Origin of the sequence: Zoogloea oryzae, assembly GCF_030161255.1 — a bacterium.
GTDB lineage: Bacteria > Pseudomonadota > Gammaproteobacteria > Burkholderiales > Rhodocyclaceae > Zoogloea > Zoogloea oryzae.
In genome coordinates this window covers 30,675-53,385 of sequence record NZ_BSPX01000024.1, presented here as the reverse complement: position 1 = coordinate 53,385, position 22,711 = coordinate 30,675, and the positions used below count along the sequence as shown (strand labels likewise).

Here is a 22,711-nt window from a genome sequence, read left to right as displayed (position 1 = left end):
GGGCTGCTGAATCTTGTCACGTGGCGGAGGCGGTGCCGTCCGCCCGCCGCCCGCCCCGCGACGTCGCTCAGTCCATCCGCAGCGGCACGAAGATCCGGCTGTTGCCCCGCTGGACGAGCAGGGCAAAACGGCTGCCGGCGGATTCGATGAGTCTCCGGAACTGATCGATGCTGGTGATCGCCTGGTTGTTCACCCCGACGATGGCGTCGCCGGGCTGCAGGCCGGCCTTGGCCGACGGGCCGCTCACCGATTCGACCACCACCCCGCCGGGCACGCCGAGGCGCGCGGCTTCCTGCGCGGTCAGGGCGCGGCCGGTGACGCCCAGCTTGCCGCTGGCGGAAGGGTTCTTCTTGTCCGGCGAGCCCATCGCGGCAACCTTCTCGCCGGCCTGTTCGCCGAGGGTCACGTTCACCTCGCGGGCCTTGCGGTCGCGCCACACCGACAGGCGGACGACGGTGCCCGGCTTCTGCTCGCCGATGATGCGCGGCAGGTCGGCCGAGTTATCCACCTTCTGGCCATTCACCCCGAGCACCACGTCGCCGGGCTGCAGGCCGGCCTTCTCGGCCGGCGAGCTCGGCTCCACACTGGAGACCAGCGCGCCGCCTGGCTTGTCGAGGCCGAAGTTCTGGGCGAGATCGGCGTCGAGGCCCTGGATCGCCACGCCCAGCCGGCCGCGGGATACCTTGCCGTATTTCTGGAGCTGATCCTTCACCTTCATGGCCACGTCGATGGGGATCGCGAAGGAGATGCCCATGAAGCCGCCGGAGCGCGAGTAGATCTGCGAGTTGATGCCGATCACCTCGCCCGCCAGGTTGAACAGCGGGCCGCCGGAGTTGCCCGGGTTGATCGCCACGTCGGTCTGCAGGAAGGGCACGTAGTTCTCGTCGGGCAGGCGGCGCGCCTTGGCGCTGATGATGCCGGCCGTCACGGTGTTCTCGAAGCCGAAGGGCGAGCCCATCGCCACCACCCATTCGCCCACCTTGGCACGCTCGGCGTCGCCGGTGCGCACTGCCGGCAGGCCGGTGGCGTCGATCTTGAGGAGCGCCACGTCGGTGCGCTTGTCCACGCCCACCACCTTGGCCTTGAACTCGCGCTTGTCGGTGAGGCGCACCGTGACCTCGGTGGCGCCATCGACCACGTGGGCGTTGGTCAGCACGAAGCCGTCGGAGCTCACGATGAAGCCCGAGCCCACACCCTGCTGGATCTGCTCCGGCGCCCGGCCGCCGCCACCACCCGGCATGCCCGGCACGGGCACGCCGAAGCGGCGCAGGAAGTCATAGAACGGATCGCCGGCGAAGGGGTCTTCGCCGCTGGCGCCACCGTTGCCGCGGGTCAGGCGCTGGGTGGTGCTGATGTTCACCACCGCCGGCCCGACCTGCTCGACCAGCGCCGAGAAATCCGGCAGGCCATAGCGCCCTGCCGGCACCTGGGCCGGCTGGACGGCCGGCGCGGTGGCCGGGGCGGCACCGTTGGCGGCGTGGGAGGGGGAGATCGCGCCGCCCTCCTGCAGGCAGCCGGCGAGCGCCAGCGCGATGGCGGAGGTGACGAGGGCGGATCGGACGACGGCAGGTTTCATGCAGGGCTCCTGTTTTTTCACGGGACGGTGGACGTTGGCCGTGGTGTGCTGTTCCCGATACAAACAAACGCTTACAAACCGGGGGCGACGCTGGGCGTCGGGATGCTCGAAGGTGGGGGCGGAGTGGGGTGATTGCAATCCCTTCCAACCCATTTTCCATTACCCGCTTCCCATGGCCGACTTCCGATGTATAGTTAATCACTATCGTGATTGCCGGGAGTGCTTCATGACGCTGACTGATCTTCGCTACCTCGTCGCGCTCGCCCGCGAGCGGCATTTCGGCCACGCGGCCGAACGCTGCAACGTCAGCCAGCCCACGCTCTCGGTGGCCATCAAGAAGCTCGAGGACGAGCTGGCCGTCACGCTCTTCGAGCGCAGCGCCGCCGACGTGAAGATCACCGACATCGGCGCCCGGATCGTCGCCCAGGCCGAAAAGGTGCTCCTCGAAGCCGGCCAGATCAAGGAGCTCGCCACCGCCGGCCGCGATCCGCTCTCCGGCCCGCTCAAGCTCGGCGTGATCTACACCATCGGGCCCTACCTGCTGCCGCACCTCATCCCGCGCGTGCATCAGGCCGCGCCGTCGATGCCGCTGCTGATCCAGGAAAACTACACCGCCCGGCTGGCCGAATCCCTCAAGCGGGGCGACCTCGATGTGATCGTCATCGCGCTGCCCTTCGAAGAGCCCGGCATCGTCACCCAGGCGGTGTACGACGAGCCCTTCCGGGTGCTGATGCCCACCGGCCACCCGTGGGAGAACGACACCGCGATCCCCGCCAAGCGCCTCGCCGAAGAGCAACTGCTGCTGCTCGGCGCCGGCAACTGCTTCCGCGATCAGGTGCTCGAAGTCTGCCCCCTGTGCCGCCCCGGCGAGGGCCTGCAGCGCACGCTGGAGGGCAGCTCGCTGGAGACCATCCGTCACATGGTGGCCACCGGCGCCGGCGTGACCGTGCTGCCCAGCGCCGCCGCGGCGCCGATCCCCGGCGGCAACCCGCTCCTCACCGTGCGGCCCTTCGAGGCGCCGGAGCCCTTCCGCCGCATCGCGCTGGCGTGGCGCGTCACCTACCCGCGCAGCGGCGCCATCGACGTGATCCGCCAGGCGATCCTCGCCAGCCCCCTCGACGGCGTACGTCCGATCAATCCCCGCTAGGTTTCGCCCGGACATCCCACCAGCCGGCCTCGGTGACCAGCCAGTCCATCGGCTGGTCGTGGGGCTGGGGCCAGCAGGTGTCGGCCCGGGCCAGCTCGAAGGCGATCCCGGCAGTGGCCGGCGCCGGGTCGAGGGCCGCCAGGGTGCGGTCGAAATAACCGCCGCCATAGCCCAGCCGGAACCCCGCTCCGTCGAACACATTGAGCGGCACCAGGATCAGGTCCGGCTCGATCCGCTCGTCCCACGCCGGCACCGGAATCCCGTGGTGGTCGGTGGCCATCGGCGCCTCGGGGTGCCAGCGCAGGAAGATCATCGGCTGGCCCGCCGCGCGCACCACCGGCAGGGCCGCCTGACGGGCCGGATCGGCGGCCAGCCAGCGGGTCATCCACGGCACCAGATCCACCTCGCCCCGCCACGGCCAGCAGAAGGCCAGGCAGCGGGGACGCAGGCGGTCGACGAGGGCGTCCAGATGGGATTCGACGTGCGCCGTGCGCGCGACCCGCTCTGCGTCGGGCAGGGTTTCTCGGGCGGCGATCCGGGCATTCCGGAGGTTTTTACGCAGCGCGGAAATTTCGGCTTCGGAAAGGCCCCCGGAAGGGGGGAGGGGCGGGGTCACTGTGCTATTCTCCGACGGCATTTTGGCGAGACGTAGAGCAATGAAGAATAGCGCGTGGGCCGTCCTGGCGGCAGTTTTGTGGATGGCCATGCCGGCCGGCGGTGATCCGGGGGACGAGCGCATCCTGCTGGCCCGGGACGCAGCCCGCAACGGCGACCGCAGCCGGCTCAACCTCTACGCCCCGCCCACCGGCCACGTGCTCGATCCCTATCCCGAGTTCTGGGCCCTGTCCAACATGCTGGCCCGTCCCAACGACGTGGATTTCAGCCGCATCCGCGATTTCCTGCAGCGCTACCCGGGCAGCTGGCCCGCCGAAAAATTGCGCGCCGACTGGCTGCGCTACCTCGGCAAGCGGGGCGATTTCGGCCCCCTGCTGGCCGAGTTCGGCAACCTCGAACAGCCCGACCAGGACATCAAGTGCTACCACCATCAGGCCCGCCTGAGCAGCGGCGACCCCGCCCTGCTCGAAGAAGTGCGCCCGATGTGGTTCACGCTGGTGGATACCCCCGAAAGCTGCGTGCCCATCCTCCAGGCCCTGGCCCGGGAGGCGCTCGTCAGCCCGGACGAGATCTGGGGCCGCGTGCGCCGCCTGATGGAAGCCAAACGCACCACCGGCGCCAAGGCCGCGGCCAGCTGGCTGCCCTTCGACCAGCAGCCCGGCTCCATCGACCTGGAGCGGGCCGGCGCCAACCCGTCCACCTGGCTCGACCGTCTGCCGGTCAATTTTGCCGCCAGCCGTCCCGGGCGCGAGCTCGCCCTGATCGCCCTGGCCCGCCTCGCCCGCGACGATCCCCAGGGCGCCTACGCGCGCTACGTTGGCCTCAACGAGCGCTTCTCGGCCGCGGAGCGCAGCTACGCCCTCGGCCAGATTGCCTGGCAGGCCGCCGCCAAACTGATGCCCGACGCCAACGCCTGGTTCAAGGCTGCGGGTGACACCCCGATGTCGGAAGAGCAGGCCGCCTGGCGGGTGCGTGCAGCCCTGCGCGCCGGTGACTGGAAGGCCGTCCGCACCGCCGTCGAGGCCATGTCGGCCGACCAGCGCGCCCAGCCCGACTGGACCTACTGGCTCGGCCGCGCCCACCAGGCCCAGGGCAACCGCGAGGCCGCCCGCAAGGAGTTCGAGCGCATCGCCGGCCACCCCACCTTCTACAGCATCCTCGCCGACGAGGAGCTTGGCCGCACCTTCACCCTGCCCAAGAAGGCCCGCGCCCCCAGCGGCGACGAATTCGAGCAGACCCGCCAAACCCCGGGCATCCAGCGCGCCATCGCCCTGTTCCGCCTGGATCTGCGCACCGAAGGCACGCGCGAATGGAACTGGACCCTGCGCAACCGGGACGACCGCTTCCTTCTCTCCGCCGCCCAGCTCGCCCAGCAGCTCGGCATCTACGACCGGGCCATCAACGCCGCCGACAAGACCCGCAACGAGCACGACTACAGCCTGCGCTACCTCGCTCCCTACCGCGAGCGGGTCGAGCCCAACGCGCGCAGCCGCGATCTCGACCCGGGCTGGGTGTATGGCCTGATGCGCCAGGAAAGCCGCTTCGTCACCGCCGCCCGCTCCGGCGTCGGCGCCCAGGGGCTGATGCAGATCATGCCCGCCACCGGCAAGTGGGTCGCCGGCAAGCTCGGCATGAGCGGCTACAATGTGGGCTGGCTGCAGGACCCGGACACCAACGTGATGCTCGGCACCACCTACATGCGGATGGTCCTCGAAGGGCTCGACAACCATCCGGTGCTCGCCTCGGCGGCCTACAACGCCGGCCCCGGCCGCGCCAAGCGATGGAAGGACGTGAAGCCCCTCGAAGGCGCGATCTACGCCGAATGCATCCCCTTCAACGAAACCCGCGACTACGTGAAGAAGGTGATGGCCAACGCCGTCATCTATGCCGCCCTGTTTGAAGGCCGTGCGCCCTCCCTCAAGGCCAAGCTCGGCACCATCGCGGCGAGCGACGGCAGCACCCGCGGGCTGGGCAGCGCGGCCCCGGGCGCCGGCCTCGACGAGCCTACGCCGGGCGCCGGCAGCAACGAATAAGGGCGGGAAGGGAATTAGCTGCCCGCTAAGCACTCCAACAGGCTGATTCCCCACCCTTTCTTACCCCGGAGACCGGCCATGCCCCTTCCCCGCAAGATCCTCCTCGTTGGCGGCAGTGGTTTTGTCGGTACCGCGATCGCAGAGCGCCTCACCCGTGACGGCGTCAGCCTGATCGTGCCAACCCGCCGGCTCGCCAATGCCAGCCACCTGCGGGTCCTGCCCAGCACCGAGGTGGTCGAGGCCGACGTCTTCGATCCCGCCGCGCTGGCCAGCCTGATGGAGGGCGTCGATGGGGTGGTGAGTCTCGTCGGGGTGCTCCACTCAAGCCCCGGCACGCCGTGGGGGCCGGCCTTCGCCCGGGCCCACGTGGAGCTGCCGACCAAGCTGGTCGCCGCAGCGCGGGCGGCTGGCGTCGGGCGCATCGTGCATGTGAGCGCCCTCGGTGCCGATCCGGCCGGGCCGTCGGAATACCAGCGCTCCAAGGCCGCCGGAGAAGCGGCGATCCGCGCCGGCAGCCCCGATGTGGCGTGGACCATCCTGCGTCCGTCGGTGATCTTCGGGCCCGGCGACAGCTTCCTCAATCTCTTCGCCAGCCTCGTGCGGCGCTTTCCGCTGATGCCCCTGGGCGGCGCCAGCGCCCGCTTCCAGCCGGTTTATGTGGGCGACGTGGCCAACGTGGTCGCCGAATGCCTCGAGCGCCAGGATGCCGTCGGCCAGACTTTCGAGCTCGCCGGCCCGCAGGTCTACACCCTGCGCCAGCTGGTCGAGTACGTGGGGCTGCTCACCGGCTTCCGCCGTCCGGTGATCCCCCTGCCCGAAGGGCTGGCGATGCTCCAGGCGGCCGTCCTCGAATGCCTGCCCGGCACGTTGATGAGCCGCGACAATGTGCGCTCGATGCGCGCCGACAACGTGGCCAGCGGCGCACCCCAGCCCTGGGGGCGGAGGCCCACGTCGCTGGAAGCCATCGCGCCGTGCTACCTGGGCACCGTCAACAAGCGCGGCCGCCTCGATGCGGCGCAGTTGCGGCGCGATTAAGCCCGCCCCGATCCTGCAACCCCCCGTCTGATCCATGGAAATCTACTGCGTCGGTGGCGCCATCCGCGACGAACTGCTCGGTCTGCCGGTCAAGGACCGGGACTGGGTGGTCGTCGGCGCCACCCCTGAAACCCTCGTCGCCGAGGGCTACAAGCCGGTCGGCAAGGATTTTCCGGTCTTCCTCCATCCGCGCACCCACGAGGAATACGCGCTGGCCCGCACCGAGCGCAAGACCGCGCCGGGCTACGCCGGCTTCGTCTTCCACACCGACCCGTCGGTGACGCTCGAAGAAGACCTCGCCCGCCGCGACCTCACCATCAACGCCATCGCCCGCGGCGCCGACGGCCTGCTGGTGGACCCCTTCCACGGCCGTCGCGATCTGGCCGACGGCATCTTTCGCCACGTGAGCCCGGCCTTTGCCGAAGACCCGGTGCGCATCCTGCGCCTTGCGCGCTTCGCGGCCCGCTTTGCGGAGTTCCGCGTGGCGCCCGAAACCCTTGATCTGATGCGCGGCATGGTCGCCAATGGTGAGGTGGATGCGCTGGTGCCCGAGCGCGTGTGGCAGGAGATCGCCCGTGGCCTGATGGAAGCCCGCCCGTCTCGGATGATCCAGGTGCTGCGTGATTGCGGCGCCCTGGCCCGGCTGCTGCCCGAGGTGGACCGGATGTTCGGTGTGCCCCAGCCGGCCCAGCATCACCCCGAGGTGGACTGCGGTGCGCACCTGCTCCTGGTGCTCGACGAAGCCGCCGCCACCGGCCAGCCCCTGGCGGTGCGCTTCGCCTGCCTGCTCCACGACCTGGGCAAGGGCCTCACCCGGCCCGATCTGCTGCCCCACCACTACGGCCACGAGGCGATCAGCGAGCGGCTCGCCAAGGACGTCTGCGAGCGCCTCAAGTGCCCCGCCGACTGCCGCGACCTGGCGCTGATGACCGCCCGGGAGCACGGCATCGTCCATCAGGCGATGGTGCTGCGCGCCGCCACCGCGGTGAAGCTCGTCGAACGCTGCGACGGCCTGCGCCGGCCGGAGCGCTTCACCGCGCTGCTCGACGCCTGCGCCTGCGACCACCGCGGGCGCGCCGGGCTCGCCAGCCGGCCCTATCCGCAGCGGGATCGTCTGCTGGCGGTGCTGGCGGCAGTCCGCGGGGTGGATGCCGGTGCCATCGCCCGCAGCCTTGCCGACAAGTTGCAGATCCCGGCCGAGGTCCATGCGGCCCGGGTGGCGGCGGTGCGCAAGCTCGGTCTGGATGACGAAACGAATGTTGACAGATTGTCGCCGGAGGCCCGGCAGTAATCCCGCGGCAACCCTGGCGACGGGGGGCATACAATGCCGCCCAGACATGTCCTCGAACCTGGTTTTTTCCGTGCTTCCGGCCCCATTCCGGCGATTTGCGCTGATCCTGCTGATTGCCGGTTCGGCGACCGCCGCCCGGGCGACCCAGCCGATCCCGGCCTTTGCCGAAGTGAAGGCCGGCGCCACGCCGTCGGTGGGGGTGCTGCTCGCCCGCGACGGCACGCCGCTGGCCGAGCGACGGCTCGACCCACGGGTGCGGCGGCTGGAGTGGATCGGCCTGGCCAACCTGTCGCCAGCCCTCAAGGAAGCCCTGCTGGCCGCCGAGGACAAGCGCTTCTTCGAGCATTCGGGTGTCGACTGGCGGGCCTTTGCCGGCTCGCTCTGGCACAACCTGTGGTACGACCGCAAACGCGGGGCGTCCACCTTGTCGATGCAGCTCGCCGGCCTCCTCGACCCGGAGCTGGCCCTCGGCCGTGACGGCGCGCCGCGCCGCTCCATCGGCCAGAAGTGGGATCAGGCCCTCGCCGCCCAGGCCCTGGAGAACCGCTGGACCAAGGAGCAGATCCTCGAAGCCTACCTCAACCTGGCGCCCTTCCGGGGCGACCTGCAGGGTGTGCATGCGGCGTCCCGCGCGCTGTTCGGCAAGACCCCGGGCGAGCTCGGCCGGCCCGAGGCGCTTGTGCTGGCGGTGCTGCTGCGCGGCCCCAACGCCAAGGCGGATGTGGTTGCACGCCGGGCCTGCGTGCTGGCCGAGCGCATCGGCAACCCGTCGGCCTGCGGTCCCGCTCAGCGCATCGCCGATACCACCCTCGACCGCCAGCATATCGGCCCGCGCTGGGAGCTGGCGCCACACCTTGCCCGCCAGCTCCTTCAGCAGCCCGGCGAGCGCCTCGTCACCACCCTCGACGCCGACGCCCAGCGCCTGACCCTGGCGGCCCTGCGCCGGCTCGGCCCGACCGACGCCGCCGCGGTGGTCATCGACAACGCCACCGCCGACGTGCTCGCCTACGTGGGGGCGCCGGATGCGGCCCAGGCGGATCAAGCGGCGATCCTGCGCAGCAGCGGCAACCTGCTGCTGCCCTTCGTTTACGGCATCGCGATCGAGCGCCGTCAGCTCACCGCCGCAACCCTGCTGGACGATTCCCTCTCCAACCACGCGCCCACCAACCCCGACGAACGGCTGTGGGTGAGCGCCCGCCGGGCCCTCGGCGAAAGCCTGTCCGAACCCTCCCAGACGGTGCTGCGGATGGTGGGCGAACAACTGCCCGAGCGCTTCCGGGTGGCCGATCTGGATGTGGGGCGTAGCGGCCAGGCCGATCTCGGCCTGCTGGCCATCGCCGGGCTCTACCGCAGCCTGGGCAATGGCGGGCTATGGCTGGCGCCGCGCAGCACGCCTGGTGGCGAGCGGGTCGCCCGGCGCATGCTGCGGCCCGAGGCGGGCTTCATCGTGGGCGACATCCTCACCGAGGTGGACCCGGAGGGCATGCCCCAGCCCTTCGTGATCCGCCAGTACGTGCCCGACGGGCGCGAGACGCTGGTGGCGGGTTTTTCAGACCGCTACACCGTGGCCCTGTGGTCGGCGGGTGCCCGTGGCACGCCGGCGCAGGCCAATGCCGCCTGGCACGAGATCCTGCGCGGCCTGCACCGCAATCAGCCGGCCATCCGGCCGGTGCCGCCGGCGGGTGTGGTGTCGACGCTGGTGGTGTTCGAGCCGCCGGTGGAAAGCCCGCGCCGGGAGTGGTTCATCCGCGGCACGGAAGTGGAACGGGTGGCGCTGCCCCGCAGCCTGCCGCGGATCGCCTGGCCCGCCAACGGCATGCTGGTGGATGCGATGGCGCTGGTGGGCGATCCGGGTTTTCGCATCCATTTCGAGGGCAGCCGCCTGCCGCCTGGCGCCTGGTGGCGTCTGAACGGCGAGCGGGTGGGCAACGGAAACGGCAGCACGAACGGCAATGGCGGGCGGGCCAGCTGGCGGCCGGTGGCAGGCCGTCATGTGCTGGATCTGATGGCTGCCGACGGGCAGATCCTCGACAGCGTCACCTTTGCGGTGCGCGCGCCTCTCGACGACGAGCCGTCAAAGCCAGCGGACCAGCAGCCAGACCGCCAGTGACATCAGCAGCGTGCTGGTGAACGGGATGTGGATGTGACGTCCGAAGACGTCGAAATGCAGATCACCGGGCAGATGCCCGATGCGCCAGCGCCGCCGCGGCAGGCCGGAGCCGAGCCCCGACACCACCGCCAGCACCACGATTGCCAGCAACCACTTGAGCATCGGCCCTCTACCTGCCGTCGAAAATGAAGCGTCGGGCAGGCGCAACGGGCACCGGCCGACAACGCGGGAGCCCGGACCTTACCGCGTTTCCGGCCGCCCGTGTTGCCAGCGCAGGCGGCGACGGCGGTTGAGCAGCGCGCCGCCGATGGCCATCCCGGCCAGCCCGACGACCGCCGGTTCGTCGATCGCCGACGGTGCGGGCGCAGAGGCCGGGGACGACACCGAGCCGGTGCTCACCGCCGCCCAGCGCAGGGTGCCGCCGGCGTAAAGCGCCTCGCCCAGCCCGTCGCCATAGAAGGTGACGGTGGAGAAGGTGCGGCTGTCGTCGATGGCCGCCACGAAGTTGGTGAACGCGTAATCGGTGGCGCCGTCGCCGTCGTAATCCTTGTTGCCGGGGTTGGAATCGGCGTTGATGGCGTTGGCGACGATGCGGGTGGCGCCGCCGTCGAAGGAAATGAACAGGTTGGAGCCCACCGGCGCACCGGTGTCCGGGTGGAGCACGCTGGTGCAGCAGGTGGCCCAGTCGGCTATCTCCAGGCCGAAGGCGTTGACCGGCGTGGCAAAGGTGAAGGTCAGCCCGGAGCCCGACGCCGGCACTGCCGGGGCGATCGCGATGGTCGCGCCGCCGACCGCGTACGACCGGCCCGCCGCGCGATAGCCGTTGTAGTCGCCATAGACGAAGCGGTCGGTGTTGTCGGTGGCGCGGATCGTCAATCCGGGCAGCGTCCAGCTCGATGCGTTGGACGTCAGGCCGGAGAGCGCCAGCGTCTGCACCGTGCCGCCGACGCCGGTGATCGTGCTGTCGAAGGCCGCCCGGCCACTGACCACGTCATTGTTGTAGATGACCGGCGCCGCGATGGCGCCCAGGGACAATAAACTGCCAACGGCACTGCATGCCAGCTTCCTGCGCATTTTCGCCTCCGTGAATAATTTCACGAATTTCAAGCAAAATTTACGCCCAAAATGGTTTGTTTATGTAAAACAATGGCTTGGATTTGGTGCTGAAATAATTCGCCACAAAGTGTAAAGGCGCCCGACAGTGCCGTTGCGGTGTTCGGGCGTGTCTTTTGCTTTTCTCTACTCCCCGGCTGGGGTAAGTTCTCCGCCTGAACACTTCCAACGCCCGAGCCGATGACCTTTTCCCCCGTCCGCAGTCCCCTCCGCCTGACCGCAGGATTCCGTCCATGAACCGTTCCCGCTTCGGCGATCTGGAAGTGCTGTGTCACACCCCCTCCGGCCCGGTCCGCGAGACGCCTCTCCTGTTCGTGCACGGCGCCTACACCGCCGCGTGGTGCTGGGAAGAGCAGTTCCTGCCGTGGTTCGCCGCCCAGGGGTATGCGTCGTATGCGGTGTCCCTGTCGGGCCACGGGCGCAGTCGTGGCCGGACCTACCTCGACAGCTTCTCGATCTCGGATTACGTGGATGACGTGGCGGAGGTGGCCGGCAAGCTGCCCGCGACGCCGGTGCTCATCGGCCACTCGATGGGCGGGATGGTGGTCCAGAAGTACCTGGAGCGTCACACGGCGCCGGCGGTGGTGCTGATGTCGTCGGTGCCGCCCCAGGGCCTGCTGGGCTCGGCTTTCGGGCTGGCGTTCTCCAAGCCGCACCTGCTGGGCGACCTCAACCGCATCATGGGCGGCGGGCAGCCGCAGATGGAAACCCTGCGCGACGCGATGTTCCACGAGGCCATCGAGCTCGAGCGCCTGCAGCGCTACTACCACCTCTGCCAGCCCGAATCCCACCGGGCGATCTGGGACATGTCGCTGTTCGACCTGCCGTCCCTAGCGCGCATCGAGTTGCCGCCGATGCTGGTGCTGGGCGCCGAGCATGACGTGCTGATCCCACCCGATCAGACGCGTCTCACCGCCCGTCGCTACGACGTCGAACCGCAGATCCTGCCGGGCCTCGGCCACGGCATGATGCTGGAGAGCGACTGGCGGGTGGCGGCCGATCCGATCCTGGCGTGGTTGAAGTCGCTCGATCTGTAGCGGGGCGTTCCAATCGCGCCGGGCCGTGAACTTCGTCATTGCGGACGCCCATTTTGTGTTCCATCCTGAAATCGTGCGACTGGCGGTGATTTCGGAGCGTTGAAGCGGGCTTCCGGTGTCGTCTGCCGGATTTCCTTCAACCTTTGGAAGCCACAGCCGTTAAGAAAAACAGGGGGACACGTCTCTCACCCCGGAACGGAGGCCGAAATGGTGATCTTCATGGATATGGAAAGCGGTGAACGGAGCTACCTCGAGCCCGAGATGTCCGACGGGCCGGCCTATGATGACGAAGTGCTGAACGCCAACCTGCTGCCGCCCGAGCTCGCGCTTGGCCTGCAGGAGATCCCGGCCGCCAGCCACGAGCGTCACGCGGTGCCGACCGACGTGGATGCCTTCCTGAGCGCGGTGTATCGCTTCCAGGAATAATCAGCCCCAGCGTCTCGATCAAAAAAACAGCCCGCCGGCGTGATGCGCCGGCGGGCTGTTTGCATGTGGACCGGCCAACTTACAGGCTGTGCAGGCGGTCGCCGCGCAGGAAGCCGATCAGCGGCTGGCCGATGTTGCGCGACAGGGCGATCACCTTGAACAGCTCGCCCATCTCGTGGGGGCCGGTGAGGCGCTGCACGGCCTTCGAGGCGCGGATGTAGTCGGCGCTGTCTTCGGGCGCCCGGCGCGCCAGGCAGGCCAGCACGCCGCAGTTGAACAGGAAGTTCGCCTGGTCGGCGTAGCCCATCACATCCAGCCCGGCCTCGAAGCCGGCCTCGGCGATGGCGGTGAAATCCACGAAGGCGGTGATGTCGTTGAGCCCCGGCCACAGGAAGGGATCACCGTGGGCATGGTGGCGGTAGTAGCACAGCAGCGTGCCGGTGCTGCGGCTGGGCAGGTAGTACTCGGCGCGGGGGTAGCCGTAGTCGATCAGGATCATCGCGCCCTGTTCGAGGCGTGCGGCCCATTCGGCCACCCAGGCGCGGCCAGCGAGGTTGATCTCGCTGACGTATTCGCCTTCGGACGGCAGGGGCAGCGCGAGGGCCTCGGCCGCCTCGGCAACCCGGCCGGCGACAGGGCGGTCGGCCCACACGAAGCGGCCTTCGTCGTCGACGCTGACGCCCCGCTCGAAGATGCCTTCCGGGCGCCACGCCACCAGATGCACCGGCATCACGTCGAGCACCTCGTTGGCCACCAGGGCGCCGGAGAAACGCTCCGGCAGGGTGTCGAGCCAATGCACGCGGCCGGCCAGGTGCGGCACCTTGGCCGCAAGGGTGTCGAACTGGCGTTCGCGCAGCTCGCCCGAGACCTCGAGGATGCCGTAGCTTTCGGGCAGCGCGCCCTGGAGCTCGAGTTCGAGGAGCAGATCCGCGGCGAGCAGCCCGGTGCCGGCGCCAGCTTCGATGATGTGGGGCGCCGACAGGCGCATCACCTGCTGGAGCTGGCTGGCCAGCGCCTGGCCGAAGAGGGGCGTGAGCTCCGGCGCGGTGATGAAGTCCCCGCCCGGCCCGAACTTGCGCGAGCCGCCGCTGTAATAGCCCAGCCCGGGCGCGTAGAGGGTTTCGGCCATGTAGCTGGAGAACGGGATCCAGCCCCCTTCGGCAGCGATCAGGGCCTGCAGGCGGGCGACGAGGGCGGCGCTTTGTTCGAGGGCTTCGGCTGACGGCTGGGGCAGGTTCATGGCGGCGCGGAGGTGTAAAATCGCGCATTTTACCCTGCCGCGCTACCGTGCCGCGGCGCGGGGATGCCGCGCGTCGCAAGACAGCGCCATTTCGGCCGTTGCCGCCGTATGATAACGCTCCCCGAAGATCCCCTTTTCAGGTCGTCATGAATCAACCGGCAGCTGCGCCTGTCGCCCTCGTGACCGGCGCAGCCCGGCGCGTCGGCGCTGAAATCGCCCGCCACCTGCATGCCGCAGGCGCGCGGGTCGTGCTCCATTGCCGCCAGTCGCGGGATGAGGCCGATGCCCTCGCCGCGGCCTTCAATGCGTCCAGGCCCGATTCGGCCTTGGTCGTGCAGGCCGATCTGCTGGATACCGGGGCGCTGACGGATCTGGTGGATGCCGTCATTGCCCATTATGGGCGCCTGGATGCGCTGGTCAATAACGCGTCGAGCTTCTTTCCCACCGCGATGGGCGAGATCGACGAGGCGGCCTGGTTCGATCTGATCGGTTCCAACCTCAAGGCGCCGCTGTTCCTGGCCCAGGCGGCCAACCCCTGGCTGCAGGCCACCGGGGGCGCGATCGTGAACATCGTCGATATCCACGCCGAGCGCCCGCTGAAAGGCTACCCGCTTTACTGCGCCGCGAAGGCCGGTCTGCTGGGTCTGACCCGCGCGCTGGCCCTTGAACTGGCGCCGCGGGTCCGGGTCAATGGTGTTGCTCCTGGCGCGATCGAGTGGCCCGAGGACGGTCAGTTTCCGCCCGCCGAGCGCGACGCCGTGGTAGCCCACACGCTGCTGCAGCGGGTCGGCGCGCCGTCGGATATCGCCCGGACAGTCCGTTTTTTGCTCTTCGATGCGCCCTACGTCACAGGTCAGATCATTCCGGTCGATGGTGGGCGCAGTGCGCATTTATAACGTATTTAACATTTATCACCGTCGGATCGTCTTTTCGCCCGACTTATAATCATCGAACATCTGGAAAACAATGGAACACGCAGTGGCAGTCCCCGCGCCGGTGGCAGACGACTCTTCCGAAACGGAATCCCGTTTCTCCAATTCCTTCCTGCGCCTCAAGAAATTCCTGATGCGCAAGACGGGGGAGGCCATCGTCGACTACGGCATGATCGAGGAAGGCGACGTGGTGATGGTCTGCGTGTCCGGTGGGAAGGATTCCTTCACGCTGCTCTCGCTGCTGCTTGAACTGCGCGAGCGGGCGCCGATCAACTTCCGCGTCGTGGCCATGAACCTCGACCAGAAGCAGCCCGGCTTCCCCGACCACGTGCTGCCGGCCTACTTCGAATCCATCGGCGTCGAATACAAGATCGTCACCGAGAACACCTACAAGATCGTCAAGGACAAGATCCCCGAGGGCAAGACCACCTGCTCCCTGTGCTCCCGTCTGCGTCGCGGCATCATCTACCGTACCGCCAAGGAAGTCGGCGCCACCAAGATCGCCCTGGGTCACCACCGGGACGACATGATCGAGACCATGTTCCTCAACATGTTCTTCGGCGGCAAGATGAAGTCCATGCCGCCCAAGCTGGTGAGCGACGACCGTCAGAACGTGGTGATCCGCCCGCTGGCCTACTGCTCGGAAAAGGACATCGAGCGGTTTGCCCGGGGCATGGAATATCCGATCATCCCGTGCAACCTGTGCGGCAGCCAGGAGAATGCCCAGCGCAAGCAGATCAAGGCTATGCTGCGCGACTGGGACAGCCGTTTTCCCGGCCGTATCGTGTCCATCGCCACCGCGATGAAGAACGTCGTTCCGTCCCATCTGGCGGACGGCAAGCTGTTCGATTTCCTGAACGTCACGCGCGGCACGGAAGTGGAGCAGGGCGACATCGTGTTCGATACTCCCGAACTTCCGCCAGTCGCGCAAGAAGATGCCTCAGCGATCCCCATCGGGATCTGGAGAAGTTAGAGCTTATGGATCGCCCACCCAGCCTCCCGTGCACGTCTGAGGGATTCACCGTGACTGTTTCCCCCTGTCGGACGGGGATCACCGGAGCATGCCGCGATGAATGAGCGTGCCGCCACCCGGTGCCTGCTGTATGCAGACGTGGCAGGTCGTGTCCGTCTGTCCGTCAAGCTGGGTGAGGCGGAGGCTGGCTATGCCGTCGAGCGTTGCCTTAACCGCATGTCCCGCTGCGCGGAGGCCTATTCGGCCGAAGGGCTGGAGCTGCGTCCGGAAGTGATTGTTGCCCGTTTCGGCGATGCAGATTCTGCCCTGCTGGCGGCCCGCGAGATGCGCGAACGAGTACGGGCGCTGCCGCCGATGAGCGGCATCAAGCTGGTGCTGCGGGCCGGGGTGGTGCTGGAGTCCGAAGGGGGTGACGAAGAAGGCGCTGCCGAGAAGATGGCCGCCCGCCTGGTGGATGGCTGCAATCCTGACACCATCACCGTCTCCGAGAGCCTTTCCGAGCTGCTGTCGCCGTCGATGCGGCGCCTGCTCGGCAAGCTCGATGACGCGGCCAGCAACGCACCCTTTCCGGCCCTTGAACTGGGCAACGCGCCGCCGCCCACGCCGGCCGAGCTCCGCCAGGAGGCCCTGCAGTCGGTCAGACAGATGCGGGTCAGCTTTCGTGGCCAGAAGTGGGTCATCGACGCGGCGCACCCGACGCTGCTGTTCGGTCGCGAAACCGGCAACGACATCGTCGTGTCCGATCCGCGGGTTTCCCGCCAGCACGCCCGCATCGAGCTGCGCAACGGCCTGTTCTATCTGGCCGATTCCAGCACCAACGGCACTTACCTGCTGGAGGAGGGGGCGGCGGAGCACTGCATCAAGCGCGGGGAGTTCGCGCTGTCCGAGAAAGGCCACATCGGGTGTGGCTTCTCGGTGGGTGACAACATGTCCGACGCGGTGGCATTCGCCCTCGACTGATCCACGGCGGCAGGCGCAACCCAATGAAAAGGGCCCTCAGCGGGCCCTTTTCCGTCATGGCGCCGGGGCGTTTCAGCCCTTCAGACAGGTGCTCATGAACTTCTTGCGTTCGTCGCCCTTGAGGGCCTTTTCGCCGGCTTCCTTGTTGCAGGCCTTCATCTTTTCCTGCTGCGGGGTGCCTTTGGCTTCGGCGGCGGCGGGTTTCGCGGAGAGGCATTCCTTCATGAAGGCCTTGCGCTCGTCGCCCTTCTTGTCGGCGGCGGATGCGTTGCATTCCTTCATCTTGTTCTGCTGGGTGGAGGCCGCGAAGGCGGCGGGTGCCAGACCGGCGGCAAACATCGAAACAGCGACACTCAGGATCAATTTTTTCATCTGGCCACTCCTCGTATGGGCGGGTTGTCGGAACTGCAACATCATCATAAACGGTGCTTGGGTGAATCCGTTGACGGCCAGGCCCGCCCAGGCTGCCGGATGTCGTGTCTTTTGGTTAAAAGCCGCTGTCTTCCATCGCCCGGCGCTGGCGATCGACGAACTCCTGGGTTGAATCGATGCCGCGCAGCAGGAGGATCGTCGATCGCACCGCGGCCTCGAGGAGTACGGCCAGGTTGCGGCCGGCTGCAACCGGAAGCACGACGCGGCGCAGCGGTACGCCGAGGATCAGCTGCTGCTCGCCCTCAAGGGACAGGCGCAGCGGATCCTGGTCGCCGGGCTGGCGGCGCTGCAGATGAACCACCAGCTTGAGCTTCATCTTCCGCCGGCAGGCGGTCTCGCCGAAGATCGTGCGGATGTTGAGGATGCCGAGGCCGCGCACCTCGATCACGTCCTGCAGAAGGGCCGGGCAGCGGCCTTCGAGGACGGTCGGGGCGATGCGCGAGAACTCGACGATGTCGTCGGCCACCAGGCCGTGGCCGCGGGAGATGAGTTCGAGGGCGAGCTCGGACTTGCCGGCGCCCGAATCCCCGGTGATGAACACGCCGAGGCCCAGCACGTCCATCATCACCCCGTGCAGGGCGACGCGTTCGGCCAGCTTGCGCGACAGGTAGCTGCGCAGCAGGTCGATGACGTTGGCCGCCGGCAGCGGGCTGGCGAACAGGGCTACGTCTTCGTTGGCGCAGACGGTGCGGATCAGGCTGGGGATGTCTTCGTCGTCGGCGACGATGATCGCCGGCGGGCCGTAGGAGAGGATCTCGCGGACATGGTGGATCACCTTGTCGCGGGTCTGGCGGCGGGCCCAGGCGAGCTCGGACGAGCCGAGGATCTGCAGGCGGTCGGGGTGGATCAGGTTGAGGTGGCCGACCATGTCGGCGGGCCAGATGCGGTCTTCGGAGACCGAGATGCGGGTGTCGAGGCTGCCGCAGATGTGGCGCAGCCTCAGGCGGTCGAGGTTGTCGTCAAACAGCCGCGCTACTGTTGTCTGGCGCATCGCTGCCCCACTGGGCGAAGAGGGAGTGCGCCGCGAGGGCGTCCGGGGCGGCCAGGAGCTGATCGCGGAAGCTGCGATCGCTGAACATCTGGGCGAGTTCGGAGAGGAGCTGCAGGTGGTGTTCGTTGGCCTGTTCGGGCACCAGCAGCACGAACAGCATCGACACCGGACGACCGTCGGGGGCGTCGAAGGGGACCGGCTCGGCGAGGCGCATGAACGCACCCAGTGCGTCCTTCAGGCCCTTGATGCGTCCGTGGGGGATCGCGATGCCCTGCCCGAGACCGGTCGAACCGAGCTTCTCGCGGGCAAACAGGCTGTCGAAGACGGTGCTCCGGGCGATGCCGTGATTGTTCTCGAACAGCAGGCCGGCTTGCTCGAAAGCGCGCTTCTTGCTGCTCGCCTCGAGGCCGACGACCACATTGGCCGGAGGCAGAAGTTTGGCGATGAGGTTCATGGGCGGGATGTTCCTGTACGCGGCTGGACCGGGACAGGTTTCCGGGAACGAATCTGGAAAATCCGGGGGCGGAGGCCGCCGGGGCCGTTGTGTCAGTTGGGGCGCATTATAGCCACAACGGTCCCGGGGAGAAGGGGATTACTTGGGGCCGAAGATCAGGATTCGGCGAGGTGCTGCTTCAGGGAGTCATGGCCGTGGTCGGAGGCCTTGTCCTTGTACTTCAGAACCTGGCGGTCGAGCTTGTCGGTCAGGGCGTCGATGGCGGCATACATGTCGGCATCCTCGCTCTCGACGTGGATGTCCTTGCCACGCACGTGAACGGTGACTTCGGCCTTCTGACGCAGCTTTTCCACCGAGAGGATCACGCCGACGCTGGTGACGTTGTCGAAATGACGGATCACGCGATCGAGCTTGGAGGAAACGTATTCGCGGATGGCCGGCGTAACTTCGACGTGATGCCCCGTGATGTTGAGGTTCATGGTTCTTACCTTTCTGTCAGATGGTTTTGCGCAGACTGACCGGCGGGATATCGAGGGACTCGCGGTACTTTGCGATGGTCCTGCGTGCCACGACGATACCCTGCTGGCCCAACAACTCGGCAATCTTGGCGTCGGACAAGGGTTTCTTCTTGTCTTCCGCGGCTACCAGCTGGCGAATCAGCGCCCGAATCGCCGTCGAGGAAGCCGCCCCACCGGTGTCGGTGGCGACGTGACTGCCGAAAAAATGTTTGAACTCGAAAATGCCTCTTGGTGTGGCCATGTACTTCTGGGTGGTCACCCGCGAGACGGTGGACTCGTGCAATTCCAACTGTTCGGCGATTTCACGCAGTGTCAGAGGGCGCATCGCCACATCGCCATAATCGAAGAACTGACGCTGCCGGTCAACGATCGCTTGCGACACACGCTGGATGGTGTCGAAGCGCTGTTGAACGTTCTTGATGAGCCAGCGGGCTTCCTGCAGGTGATTGGACAGGGAGCCACTGGCGCCGCGGTTGTCCCGCAGGATCTGGGCATAAAGCTGGTTGATGCGCAGCTTGGGCATCGCGTCCGGGTTGAGGTTCACAACCCAGGTGTTGCGCACCTTGCGGACGATGACATCCGGCACCACGTAGCGGATGTCGGACTGGGCGAAGCGGGCGCCGGGCCGGGGGTTGAGGTCGAGGATCAGGGCGTGGGCTTCGCGCAGCTCGTCGTCGGTGCAGCGCAGCGCGCGCTTGAGCTTGAGGTAGTCGCGGGCGGCGAGGAGCTCGAGGTGTTCGGCGACGATGGCCAGCGCCAGCTCGCGTTCGCGGCTGGGCGGCAGGGCGCGCAGCTGCAGGCCGAGGCATTCGCCGATGTCGGCGGCGCCGATCCCGCAGGGGTCGAGGCTCTGGATGTGGCGCAGGGCGATCGTGAGGTCGTCCAGATCCACTTCGAGTTCGGGCGGCAGCAGCGGCAGGAGGTCTTCCAGGGCCTGGCTGAGGTAGCCGTCGTCGTCGAGGGCCTCGATCATGAAGCGGGTGAGGGCCCGGTCGCGGTCGGACAGCTGGGTGAGGGCGATCTGGGCGTCCAGGTGGTCGCGCAGGGTGGTGACCGTGGCCTGGAGATCCTGGAAATCGTTGTCGTCGTCATCGTCCCGCGAGCCGCTGCCGGAGCCCTGCCAGTCGCCGCCTTCGGCGAAGTCGAACTCCCGGTCGGTGTCGCGTTCGCGCTGGTCGGATTCGCGGGCCTGCTCCTGCTCGCGCTCCTGGGCGGCCTCGCTGCCGGCGGGGGCGGCCGGGCCAGGGGCTTCGAGACGGCTGGAGCCGAGGTTCGACTCCGGCTCGTCCCGCTCGATCATCGGGTTCTCGAGGAGGATCTTCTCGATCTCCTGGTTGAGCTCGAGGGTCGATAGCTGTAGCAGCTTGATGGACTGCTGCAGCTGCGGGGTGAGCGCGAGATGCTGGGAGAGTTTGAGCTGGAGGCTGGGCTTCATGACAACAATGATGCCTTAAAGCCGGAAGTGCTCGCCGAGGTAAACCTGACGGACCTGTTCATTCCGGACGATCTCTTCAGGGCGGCCGCTGGCCAGCACTTCGCCGGCATTGATGATGAAGGCGCGGTCGCAGATGCCAAGGGTTTCGCGGACGTTGTGGTCGGTGATGAGCACGCCGATCCCTTTTTCCTTGAGGAAGCGGATGATCTTCTGGATGTCGATCACGGCGATCGGGTCGACGCCGGCGAAGGGCTCGTCGAGGAGGATCAGCCGCGGGTCGGAGGCGAGGGCGCGGGCGATCTCGCAGCGCCGGCGTTCGCCGCCGGAGAGGGAGATCGCGGTGTTGTCGCGCAGGTGTTCGATGCCCAGTTCGCCGAGGAGCTGCTCGAGGCGCTCGGCCATCTCGGTCTTGGTGAGCTTCTGCAGTTCGAGCACGGCCTGGATGTTCTCGGCCACGGTGAGCTTGCGGAAGACGCTCATCTCCTGGGGCAGGTAGGACAGGCCGAGGCGGGCGCGCTGGTGGATCGGGCGATGGGTCAGGACCTGGTCGTCGAGGGTGATCTCGCCGCCGTCGGCGACCACGAGGCCGACGATCATGTAGAAGCAGGTGGTCTTGCCGGCGCCGTTGGGGCCGAGCAGGCCGACCACCTCGCCACTGCCGACGTCGAAGGAGACGTCGTGGACGACGGTGCGGGCCTTGTACTTCTTGCGCAGGTTGCTGACTTTAAGCAGGCTCATCGCCGGGGTGTTCTTTCAGGACTCTACGAATGATTTCGGTCGAGAAACCGCGACCTTGAAGAAAACGCGCCTGGCGCGCCCATTCTCGCGCGTCTGCCGGTGCTGCGGCGAATTTTCGGCGATGGATGTCGCAGGCGCGTTCGAATTCACTTTCCGGACAGTTGTCGGCAATGGCCAGGCCGATCTGCTCGGCGCCGACGCCGCGCCGGGCGAGCTCGCTCTTGAGCCGCGAGGCGCCGAAGCGGGCCGCCTTGGCGCGCACGTAGGCATCGGCGAAGCGGGCGTCGGAGAGGAGGCCAAGCTCGACCAGACGGTCGAGTTCGGCGCTCACCTCTTCCACGCTGCCAAGGGTGCCCAGCTTGCGGGCCAGCTCGGCGCGGGAGTGTTCCCGCTGGGCCAGGCAGCGCAGGGCCCGCTCATGCAGACTGGTGGCCATGGACGACGGTGCTTCCTGCCCGGGACGCTCAGGCTGCCGCGGCGGGGGCGGCGGGCGCGATCACGGCCATCTCGGGCAGCCCGACGGCGACGCGGATCTTGTTTTCGATCTCGCGGGCGATGTGCGGGTTGCTCTTGAGAAACTCGCGGGCGTTGTCCTTGCCCTGGCCGATCTTCTCGCCGTTGTAGGCGTACCAGGCGCCGGACTTGTCCACGAACTTGTGCTGGACGCCCAGGTCGATGATCTCGCCCTCGCGGGAGGTGCCTTCGCCGTACAGGATGTCGAACAGGGTTTCGCGGAACGGGGGCGCGACCTTGTTCTTGACGACCTTGACCTTGGTCTCGGAGCCGATCACCTCGTCGTTCTTCTTGATGGTGCCGATACGGCGGATGTCCATCCGCACCGAGGCGTAGAACTTGAGGGCGTTGCCGCCGGTGGTGGTCTCGGGGCTGCCGAACATCACGCCGATCTTCATCCGGATCTGGTTGATGAAGATGACCAGGGTGTTGGTGCGCTTGATGTTGGCGGTGAGCTTGCGCAGGGCCTGGGACATCAGGCGGGCCTGCAGGCCGGGGAGCTGGTCGCCCATCTCGCCTTCGATTTCGGCCTTCGGGGTGAGCGCCGCGACGGAGTCGATGACGACCACGTCGACGCCGCCGGAGCGCACCAGCATGTCGGCGATCTCGAGGGCCTGTTCGCCGGTGTCGGGCTGGGAGATGAGCAGCTCGCCGATGTTGACCCCGAGCTTCTGGGCGTAGGTGACGTCCAGCGCGTGTTCGGCGTCGATGAAGGCGGCGGTGCCGCCGAGCTTCTGCATCTCGGCGACGACCTGGAGGGTGAGGGTCGTCTTGCCGGACGATTCGGGACCGTAGATTTCCACGACCCGGCCGCGGGGCAGGCCGCCGATGCCGAGGGCGATGTCGAGGCCCAGGGAGCCGGTGGAGACGGTCTGGATGTCGCTTTCAACTTCGCCGTCGCCCAGGCGCATGATCGAGCCCTTGCCGAACTGCTTTTCGATCTGGGAAAGCGCGGCGGCGAGGGCCTTGGCCTTGTTGTCATCCATCTGTCGTGATCCTTGTAAAAAGGGTTTTGGAGATTATGGCACAGAGTTTGCGTGCGGGTGATCGCGCGTCGTCACGAGAGGTATCGGAGCGAAGAAAGTCGCGCAGACTGGTATTTTATACAGTTGCGGCGGAACGTCTACCGGATTTGCCAAGGC

The 22,711-nt window shown here is 67.6% G+C and carries 23 protein-coding genes; 10 read left to right on the top strand and 13 right to left on the bottom strand.

The window, feature by feature from the left end:
* Positions 1 to 67: 67 nt before the first annotated feature.
* Positions 68 to 1,576 carry a DegQ family serine endoprotease gene (locus tag QQK25_RS09810; RefSeq protein ID WP_284187760.1) on the bottom strand — a complete coding sequence of 503 codons (1,509 nt, stop codon included), beginning with the start codon at positions 1,574 to 1,576 and terminating at the stop codon, positions 68 to 70.
* A gap of 226 nt (positions 1,577 to 1,802) precedes the next feature.
* Between QQK25_RS09810 and QQK25_RS09805 the strand changes: the two genes are divergently transcribed.
* Positions 1,803 to 2,723 (top strand): hydrogen peroxide-inducible genes activator, encoded by a 921-nt coding sequence (locus QQK25_RS09805; protein ID WP_284187759.1) that lies wholly within the window; start codon positions 1,803 to 1,805, stop codon positions 2,721 to 2,723.
* Here the strand turns inward: QQK25_RS09805 and QQK25_RS09800 are convergent.
* A complete protein-coding gene (locus tag QQK25_RS09800; RefSeq protein ID WP_284187758.1) occupies positions 2,710 to 3,339 on the bottom strand; it encodes a 5-formyltetrahydrofolate cyclo-ligase in 630 nt (209 codons plus the stop codon). The genes QQK25_RS09805 and QQK25_RS09800 overlap by 14 nt on opposite strands.
* 82 nt (positions 3,340 to 3,421) lie before the next feature.
* On the opposite strand from QQK25_RS09800, the gene QQK25_RS09795 reads away from it, so the two are divergent.
* The 4 genes from QQK25_RS09795 (at position 3,422) to QQK25_RS09780 (ending at position 9,807) form a co-directional block, all read left to right on the top strand.
* Positions 3,422 to 5,371: a lytic transglycosylase domain-containing protein gene (locus QQK25_RS09795; protein WP_284187757.1), complete on the top strand. Its 1,950-nt coding sequence runs from the start codon at positions 3,422 to 3,424 to the stop codon at positions 5,369 to 5,371.
* Positions 5,372 to 5,449: 78 nt separating this feature from the next.
* A complete protein-coding gene (locus QQK25_RS09790) occupies positions 5,450 to 6,406 on the top strand; it encodes a complex I NDUFA9 subunit family protein (protein ID WP_284187756.1) in 957 nt (318 codons plus the stop codon).
* A gap of 34 nt (positions 6,407 to 6,440) precedes the next feature.
* The gene (locus tag QQK25_RS09785) at positions 6,441 to 7,697 is read left to right on the top strand and encodes a multifunctional CCA addition/repair protein (RefSeq protein WP_284187755.1); all 1,257 of its coding nucleotides are present in this window, start codon (positions 6,441 to 6,443) and stop codon (positions 7,695 to 7,697) included.
* Positions 7,698 to 7,767: 70 nt separating this feature from the next.
* Positions 7,768 to 9,807, top strand: a complete 2,040-nt coding sequence (locus QQK25_RS09780; protein ID WP_284187754.1) for a transglycosylase domain-containing protein — start codon at positions 7,768 to 7,770, stop codon at positions 9,805 to 9,807.
* On the opposite strand, the gene QQK25_RS09775 is transcribed toward QQK25_RS09780, so the two are convergent.
* Complete coding sequence (locus tag QQK25_RS09775) at positions 9,772 to 9,969, bottom strand: DUF2905 domain-containing protein (RefSeq protein WP_284187753.1); 198 nt, start codon at positions 9,967 to 9,969, stop codon at positions 9,772 to 9,774. The genes QQK25_RS09780 and QQK25_RS09775 overlap by 36 nt on opposite strands.
* Before the next feature lie 78 nt (positions 9,970 to 10,047).
* The gene (locus tag QQK25_RS09770; protein WP_284187752.1) at positions 10,048 to 10,881 is read right to left on the bottom strand and encodes a hypothetical protein; all 834 of its coding nucleotides are present in this window, start codon (positions 10,879 to 10,881) and stop codon (positions 10,048 to 10,050) included.
* A 272-nt stretch (positions 10,882 to 11,153) separates the two neighbouring features.
* Between QQK25_RS09770 and QQK25_RS09765 the strand changes: the two genes are divergently transcribed.
* Both QQK25_RS09765 and QQK25_RS09760 read left to right on the top strand, forming a co-directional pair.
* Positions 11,154 to 11,957: an alpha/beta hydrolase gene (locus tag QQK25_RS09765; RefSeq protein WP_284187751.1), complete on the top strand. Its 804-nt coding sequence runs from the start codon at positions 11,154 to 11,156 to the stop codon at positions 11,955 to 11,957.
* A gap of 207 nt (positions 11,958 to 12,164) precedes the next feature.
* A complete protein-coding gene (locus QQK25_RS09760) occupies positions 12,165 to 12,383 on the top strand; it encodes a hypothetical protein (protein ID WP_284187750.1) in 219 nt (72 codons plus the stop codon).
* A 79-nt stretch (positions 12,384 to 12,462) separates the two neighbouring features.
* Here the strand turns inward: QQK25_RS09760 and QQK25_RS09755 are convergent, their stop codons facing one another.
* Entirely contained in the window at positions 12,463 to 13,623 is a 1,161-nt protein-coding gene (locus tag QQK25_RS09755; protein WP_284187749.1) for a class I SAM-dependent methyltransferase, read from the bottom strand.
* 146 nt (positions 13,624 to 13,769) lie between these two features.
* Here QQK25_RS09755 and QQK25_RS09750 point away from each other — a divergent pair, with 146 nt between their 5' ends.
* The 3 genes from QQK25_RS09750 to QQK25_RS09740 all read left to right on the top strand — a co-directional run bounded on the left by QQK25_RS09750 (position 13,770) and on the right by QQK25_RS09740 (position 16,488).
* Positions 13,770 to 14,519 carry a pteridine reductase gene (locus tag QQK25_RS09750; RefSeq protein ID WP_284187748.1) on the top strand — a complete coding sequence of 250 codons (750 nt, stop codon included), beginning with the start codon at positions 13,770 to 13,772 and terminating at the stop codon, positions 14,517 to 14,519.
* Between the two features lie 70 nt (positions 14,520 to 14,589).
* A complete protein-coding gene (ttcA, locus tag QQK25_RS09745) occupies positions 14,590 to 15,528 on the top strand; it encodes a tRNA 2-thiocytidine(32) synthetase TtcA (protein WP_284187747.1) in 939 nt (312 codons plus the stop codon).
* Positions 15,529 to 15,624: 96 nt separating this feature from the next.
* Positions 15,625 to 16,488, top strand: coding sequence for an FHA domain-containing protein (locus QQK25_RS09740; protein WP_284187746.1), 864 nt, complete (start codon positions 15,625 to 15,627; stop codon positions 16,486 to 16,488).
* Positions 16,489 to 16,560: 72 nt separating this feature from the next.
* Here QQK25_RS09740 and QQK25_RS09735 read toward each other — a convergent pair whose 3' ends face one another.
* From QQK25_RS09735 to recA, 8 genes are all read right to left on the bottom strand, one after another.
* The gene (locus QQK25_RS09735; protein ID WP_284187745.1) at positions 16,561 to 16,860 is read right to left on the bottom strand and encodes a PsiF family protein; all 300 of its coding nucleotides are present in this window, start codon (positions 16,858 to 16,860) and stop codon (positions 16,561 to 16,563) included.
* Between the two features lie 115 nt (positions 16,861 to 16,975).
* Complete coding sequence (hprK, locus tag QQK25_RS09730; RefSeq protein WP_284187744.1) at positions 16,976 to 17,911, bottom strand: HPr(Ser) kinase/phosphatase; 936 nt, start codon at positions 17,909 to 17,911, stop codon at positions 16,976 to 16,978.
* Complete coding sequence (ptsN, locus tag QQK25_RS09725; RefSeq protein ID WP_284187743.1) at positions 17,880 to 18,365, bottom strand: PTS IIA-like nitrogen regulatory protein PtsN; 486 nt, start codon at positions 18,363 to 18,365, stop codon at positions 17,880 to 17,882. Before ptsN ends, hprK begins: the two co-directional genes overlap by 32 nt.
* A 155-nt stretch (positions 18,366 to 18,520) precedes the next feature.
* On the bottom strand, positions 18,521 to 18,844 hold the full coding sequence (gene hpf, locus QQK25_RS09720) for a ribosome hibernation-promoting factor, HPF/YfiA family (RefSeq protein ID WP_284187742.1): 324 nt from the start codon (positions 18,842 to 18,844) through the stop codon (positions 18,521 to 18,523).
* A gap of 16 nt (positions 18,845 to 18,860) precedes the next feature.
* Positions 18,861 to 20,318 (bottom strand): RNA polymerase factor sigma-54, encoded by a 1,458-nt coding sequence (locus QQK25_RS09715; protein WP_284187741.1) that lies wholly within the window; start codon positions 20,316 to 20,318, stop codon positions 18,861 to 18,863.
* A 15-nt stretch (positions 20,319 to 20,333) separates the two neighbouring features.
* Complete coding sequence (gene lptB, locus QQK25_RS09710; RefSeq protein ID WP_284187740.1) at positions 20,334 to 21,056, bottom strand: LPS export ABC transporter ATP-binding protein; 723 nt, start codon at positions 21,054 to 21,056, stop codon at positions 20,334 to 20,336.
* On the bottom strand, positions 21,043 to 21,492 hold the full coding sequence (recX, locus tag QQK25_RS09705) for a recombination regulator RecX (protein ID WP_284187739.1): 450 nt from the start codon (positions 21,490 to 21,492) through the stop codon (positions 21,043 to 21,045). Before recX ends, lptB begins: the two co-directional genes overlap by 14 nt.
* A gap of 28 nt (positions 21,493 to 21,520) precedes the next feature.
* Entirely contained in the window at positions 21,521 to 22,555 is a 1,035-nt protein-coding gene (recA, locus tag QQK25_RS09700) for a recombinase RecA (protein WP_284187738.1), read from the bottom strand.
* Positions 22,556 to 22,711 lie beyond the last annotated feature (156 nt).

Excerpts from the sequence above, each read along its gene's own strand:
- QQK25_RS09810 (WP_284187760.1), bottom strand. The coding sequence starts at position 1,576 with ATGAAACCTGCCGTCGTCCGATCCGCCCTCGTCACCTCCGCCATCGCG.
- QQK25_RS09805 (WP_284187759.1), top strand. The coding sequence starts at position 1,803 with ATGACGCTGACTGATCTTCGCTACCTCGTCGCGCTCGCCCGCGAGCGG.
- QQK25_RS09795 (WP_284187757.1), top strand. The coding sequence starts at position 3,422 with ATGGCCATGCCGGCCGGCGGTGATCCGGGGGACGAGCGCATCCTGCTG.
- QQK25_RS09790 (WP_284187756.1), top strand. The coding sequence starts at position 5,450 with ATGCCCCTTCCCCGCAAGATCCTCCTCGTTGGCGGCAGTGGTTTTGTC.
- QQK25_RS09785 (WP_284187755.1), top strand. The coding sequence starts at position 6,441 with ATGGAAATCTACTGCGTCGGTGGCGCCATCCGCGACGAACTGCTCGGT.
- QQK25_RS09775 (WP_284187753.1), bottom strand. The coding sequence starts at position 9,969 with ATGCTCAAGTGGTTGCTGGCAATCGTGGTGCTGGCGGTGGTGTCGGGG.
- QQK25_RS09770 (WP_284187752.1), bottom strand. The coding sequence starts at position 10,881 with ATGCGCAGGAAGCTGGCATGCAGTGCCGTTGGCAGTTTATTGTCCCTG.
- QQK25_RS09765 (WP_284187751.1), top strand. The coding sequence starts at position 11,154 with ATGAACCGTTCCCGCTTCGGCGATCTGGAAGTGCTGTGTCACACCCCC.
- QQK25_RS09760 (WP_284187750.1), top strand. The coding sequence starts at position 12,165 with ATGGTGATCTTCATGGATATGGAAAGCGGTGAACGGAGCTACCTCGAG.
- QQK25_RS09755 (WP_284187749.1), bottom strand. The coding sequence starts at position 13,623 with ATGAACCTGCCCCAGCCGTCAGCCGAAGCCCTCGAACAAAGCGCCGCC.
- QQK25_RS09750 (WP_284187748.1), top strand. The coding sequence starts at position 13,770 with ATGAATCAACCGGCAGCTGCGCCTGTCGCCCTCGTGACCGGCGCAGCC.
- ttcA (WP_284187747.1), top strand. The coding sequence starts at position 14,590 with ATGGAACACGCAGTGGCAGTCCCCGCGCCGGTGGCAGACGACTCTTCC.
- QQK25_RS09740 (WP_284187746.1), top strand. The coding sequence starts at position 15,625 with ATGAATGAGCGTGCCGCCACCCGGTGCCTGCTGTATGCAGACGTGGCA.
- QQK25_RS09735 (WP_284187745.1), bottom strand. The coding sequence starts at position 16,860 with ATGAAAAAATTGATCCTGAGTGTCGCTGTTTCGATGTTTGCCGCCGGT.
- hprK (WP_284187744.1), bottom strand. The coding sequence starts at position 17,911 with ATGCGCCAGACAACAGTAGCGCGGCTGTTTGACGACAACCTCGACCGC.
- ptsN (WP_284187743.1), bottom strand. The coding sequence starts at position 18,365 with ATGAACCTCATCGCCAAACTTCTGCCTCCGGCCAATGTGGTCGTCGGC.
- hpf (WP_284187742.1), bottom strand. The coding sequence starts at position 18,844 with ATGAACCTCAACATCACGGGGCATCACGTCGAAGTTACGCCGGCCATC.
- QQK25_RS09715 (WP_284187741.1), bottom strand. The coding sequence starts at position 20,318 with ATGAAGCCCAGCCTCCAGCTCAAACTCTCCCAGCATCTCGCGCTCACC.
- lptB (WP_284187740.1), bottom strand. The coding sequence starts at position 21,056 with ATGAGCCTGCTTAAAGTCAGCAACCTGCGCAAGAAGTACAAGGCCCGC.
- recX (WP_284187739.1), bottom strand. The coding sequence starts at position 21,492 with ATGGCCACCAGTCTGCATGAGCGGGCCCTGCGCTGCCTGGCCCAGCGG.
- recA (WP_284187738.1), bottom strand. The coding sequence starts at position 22,555 with ATGGATGACAACAAGGCCAAGGCCCTCGCCGCCGCGCTTTCCCAGATC.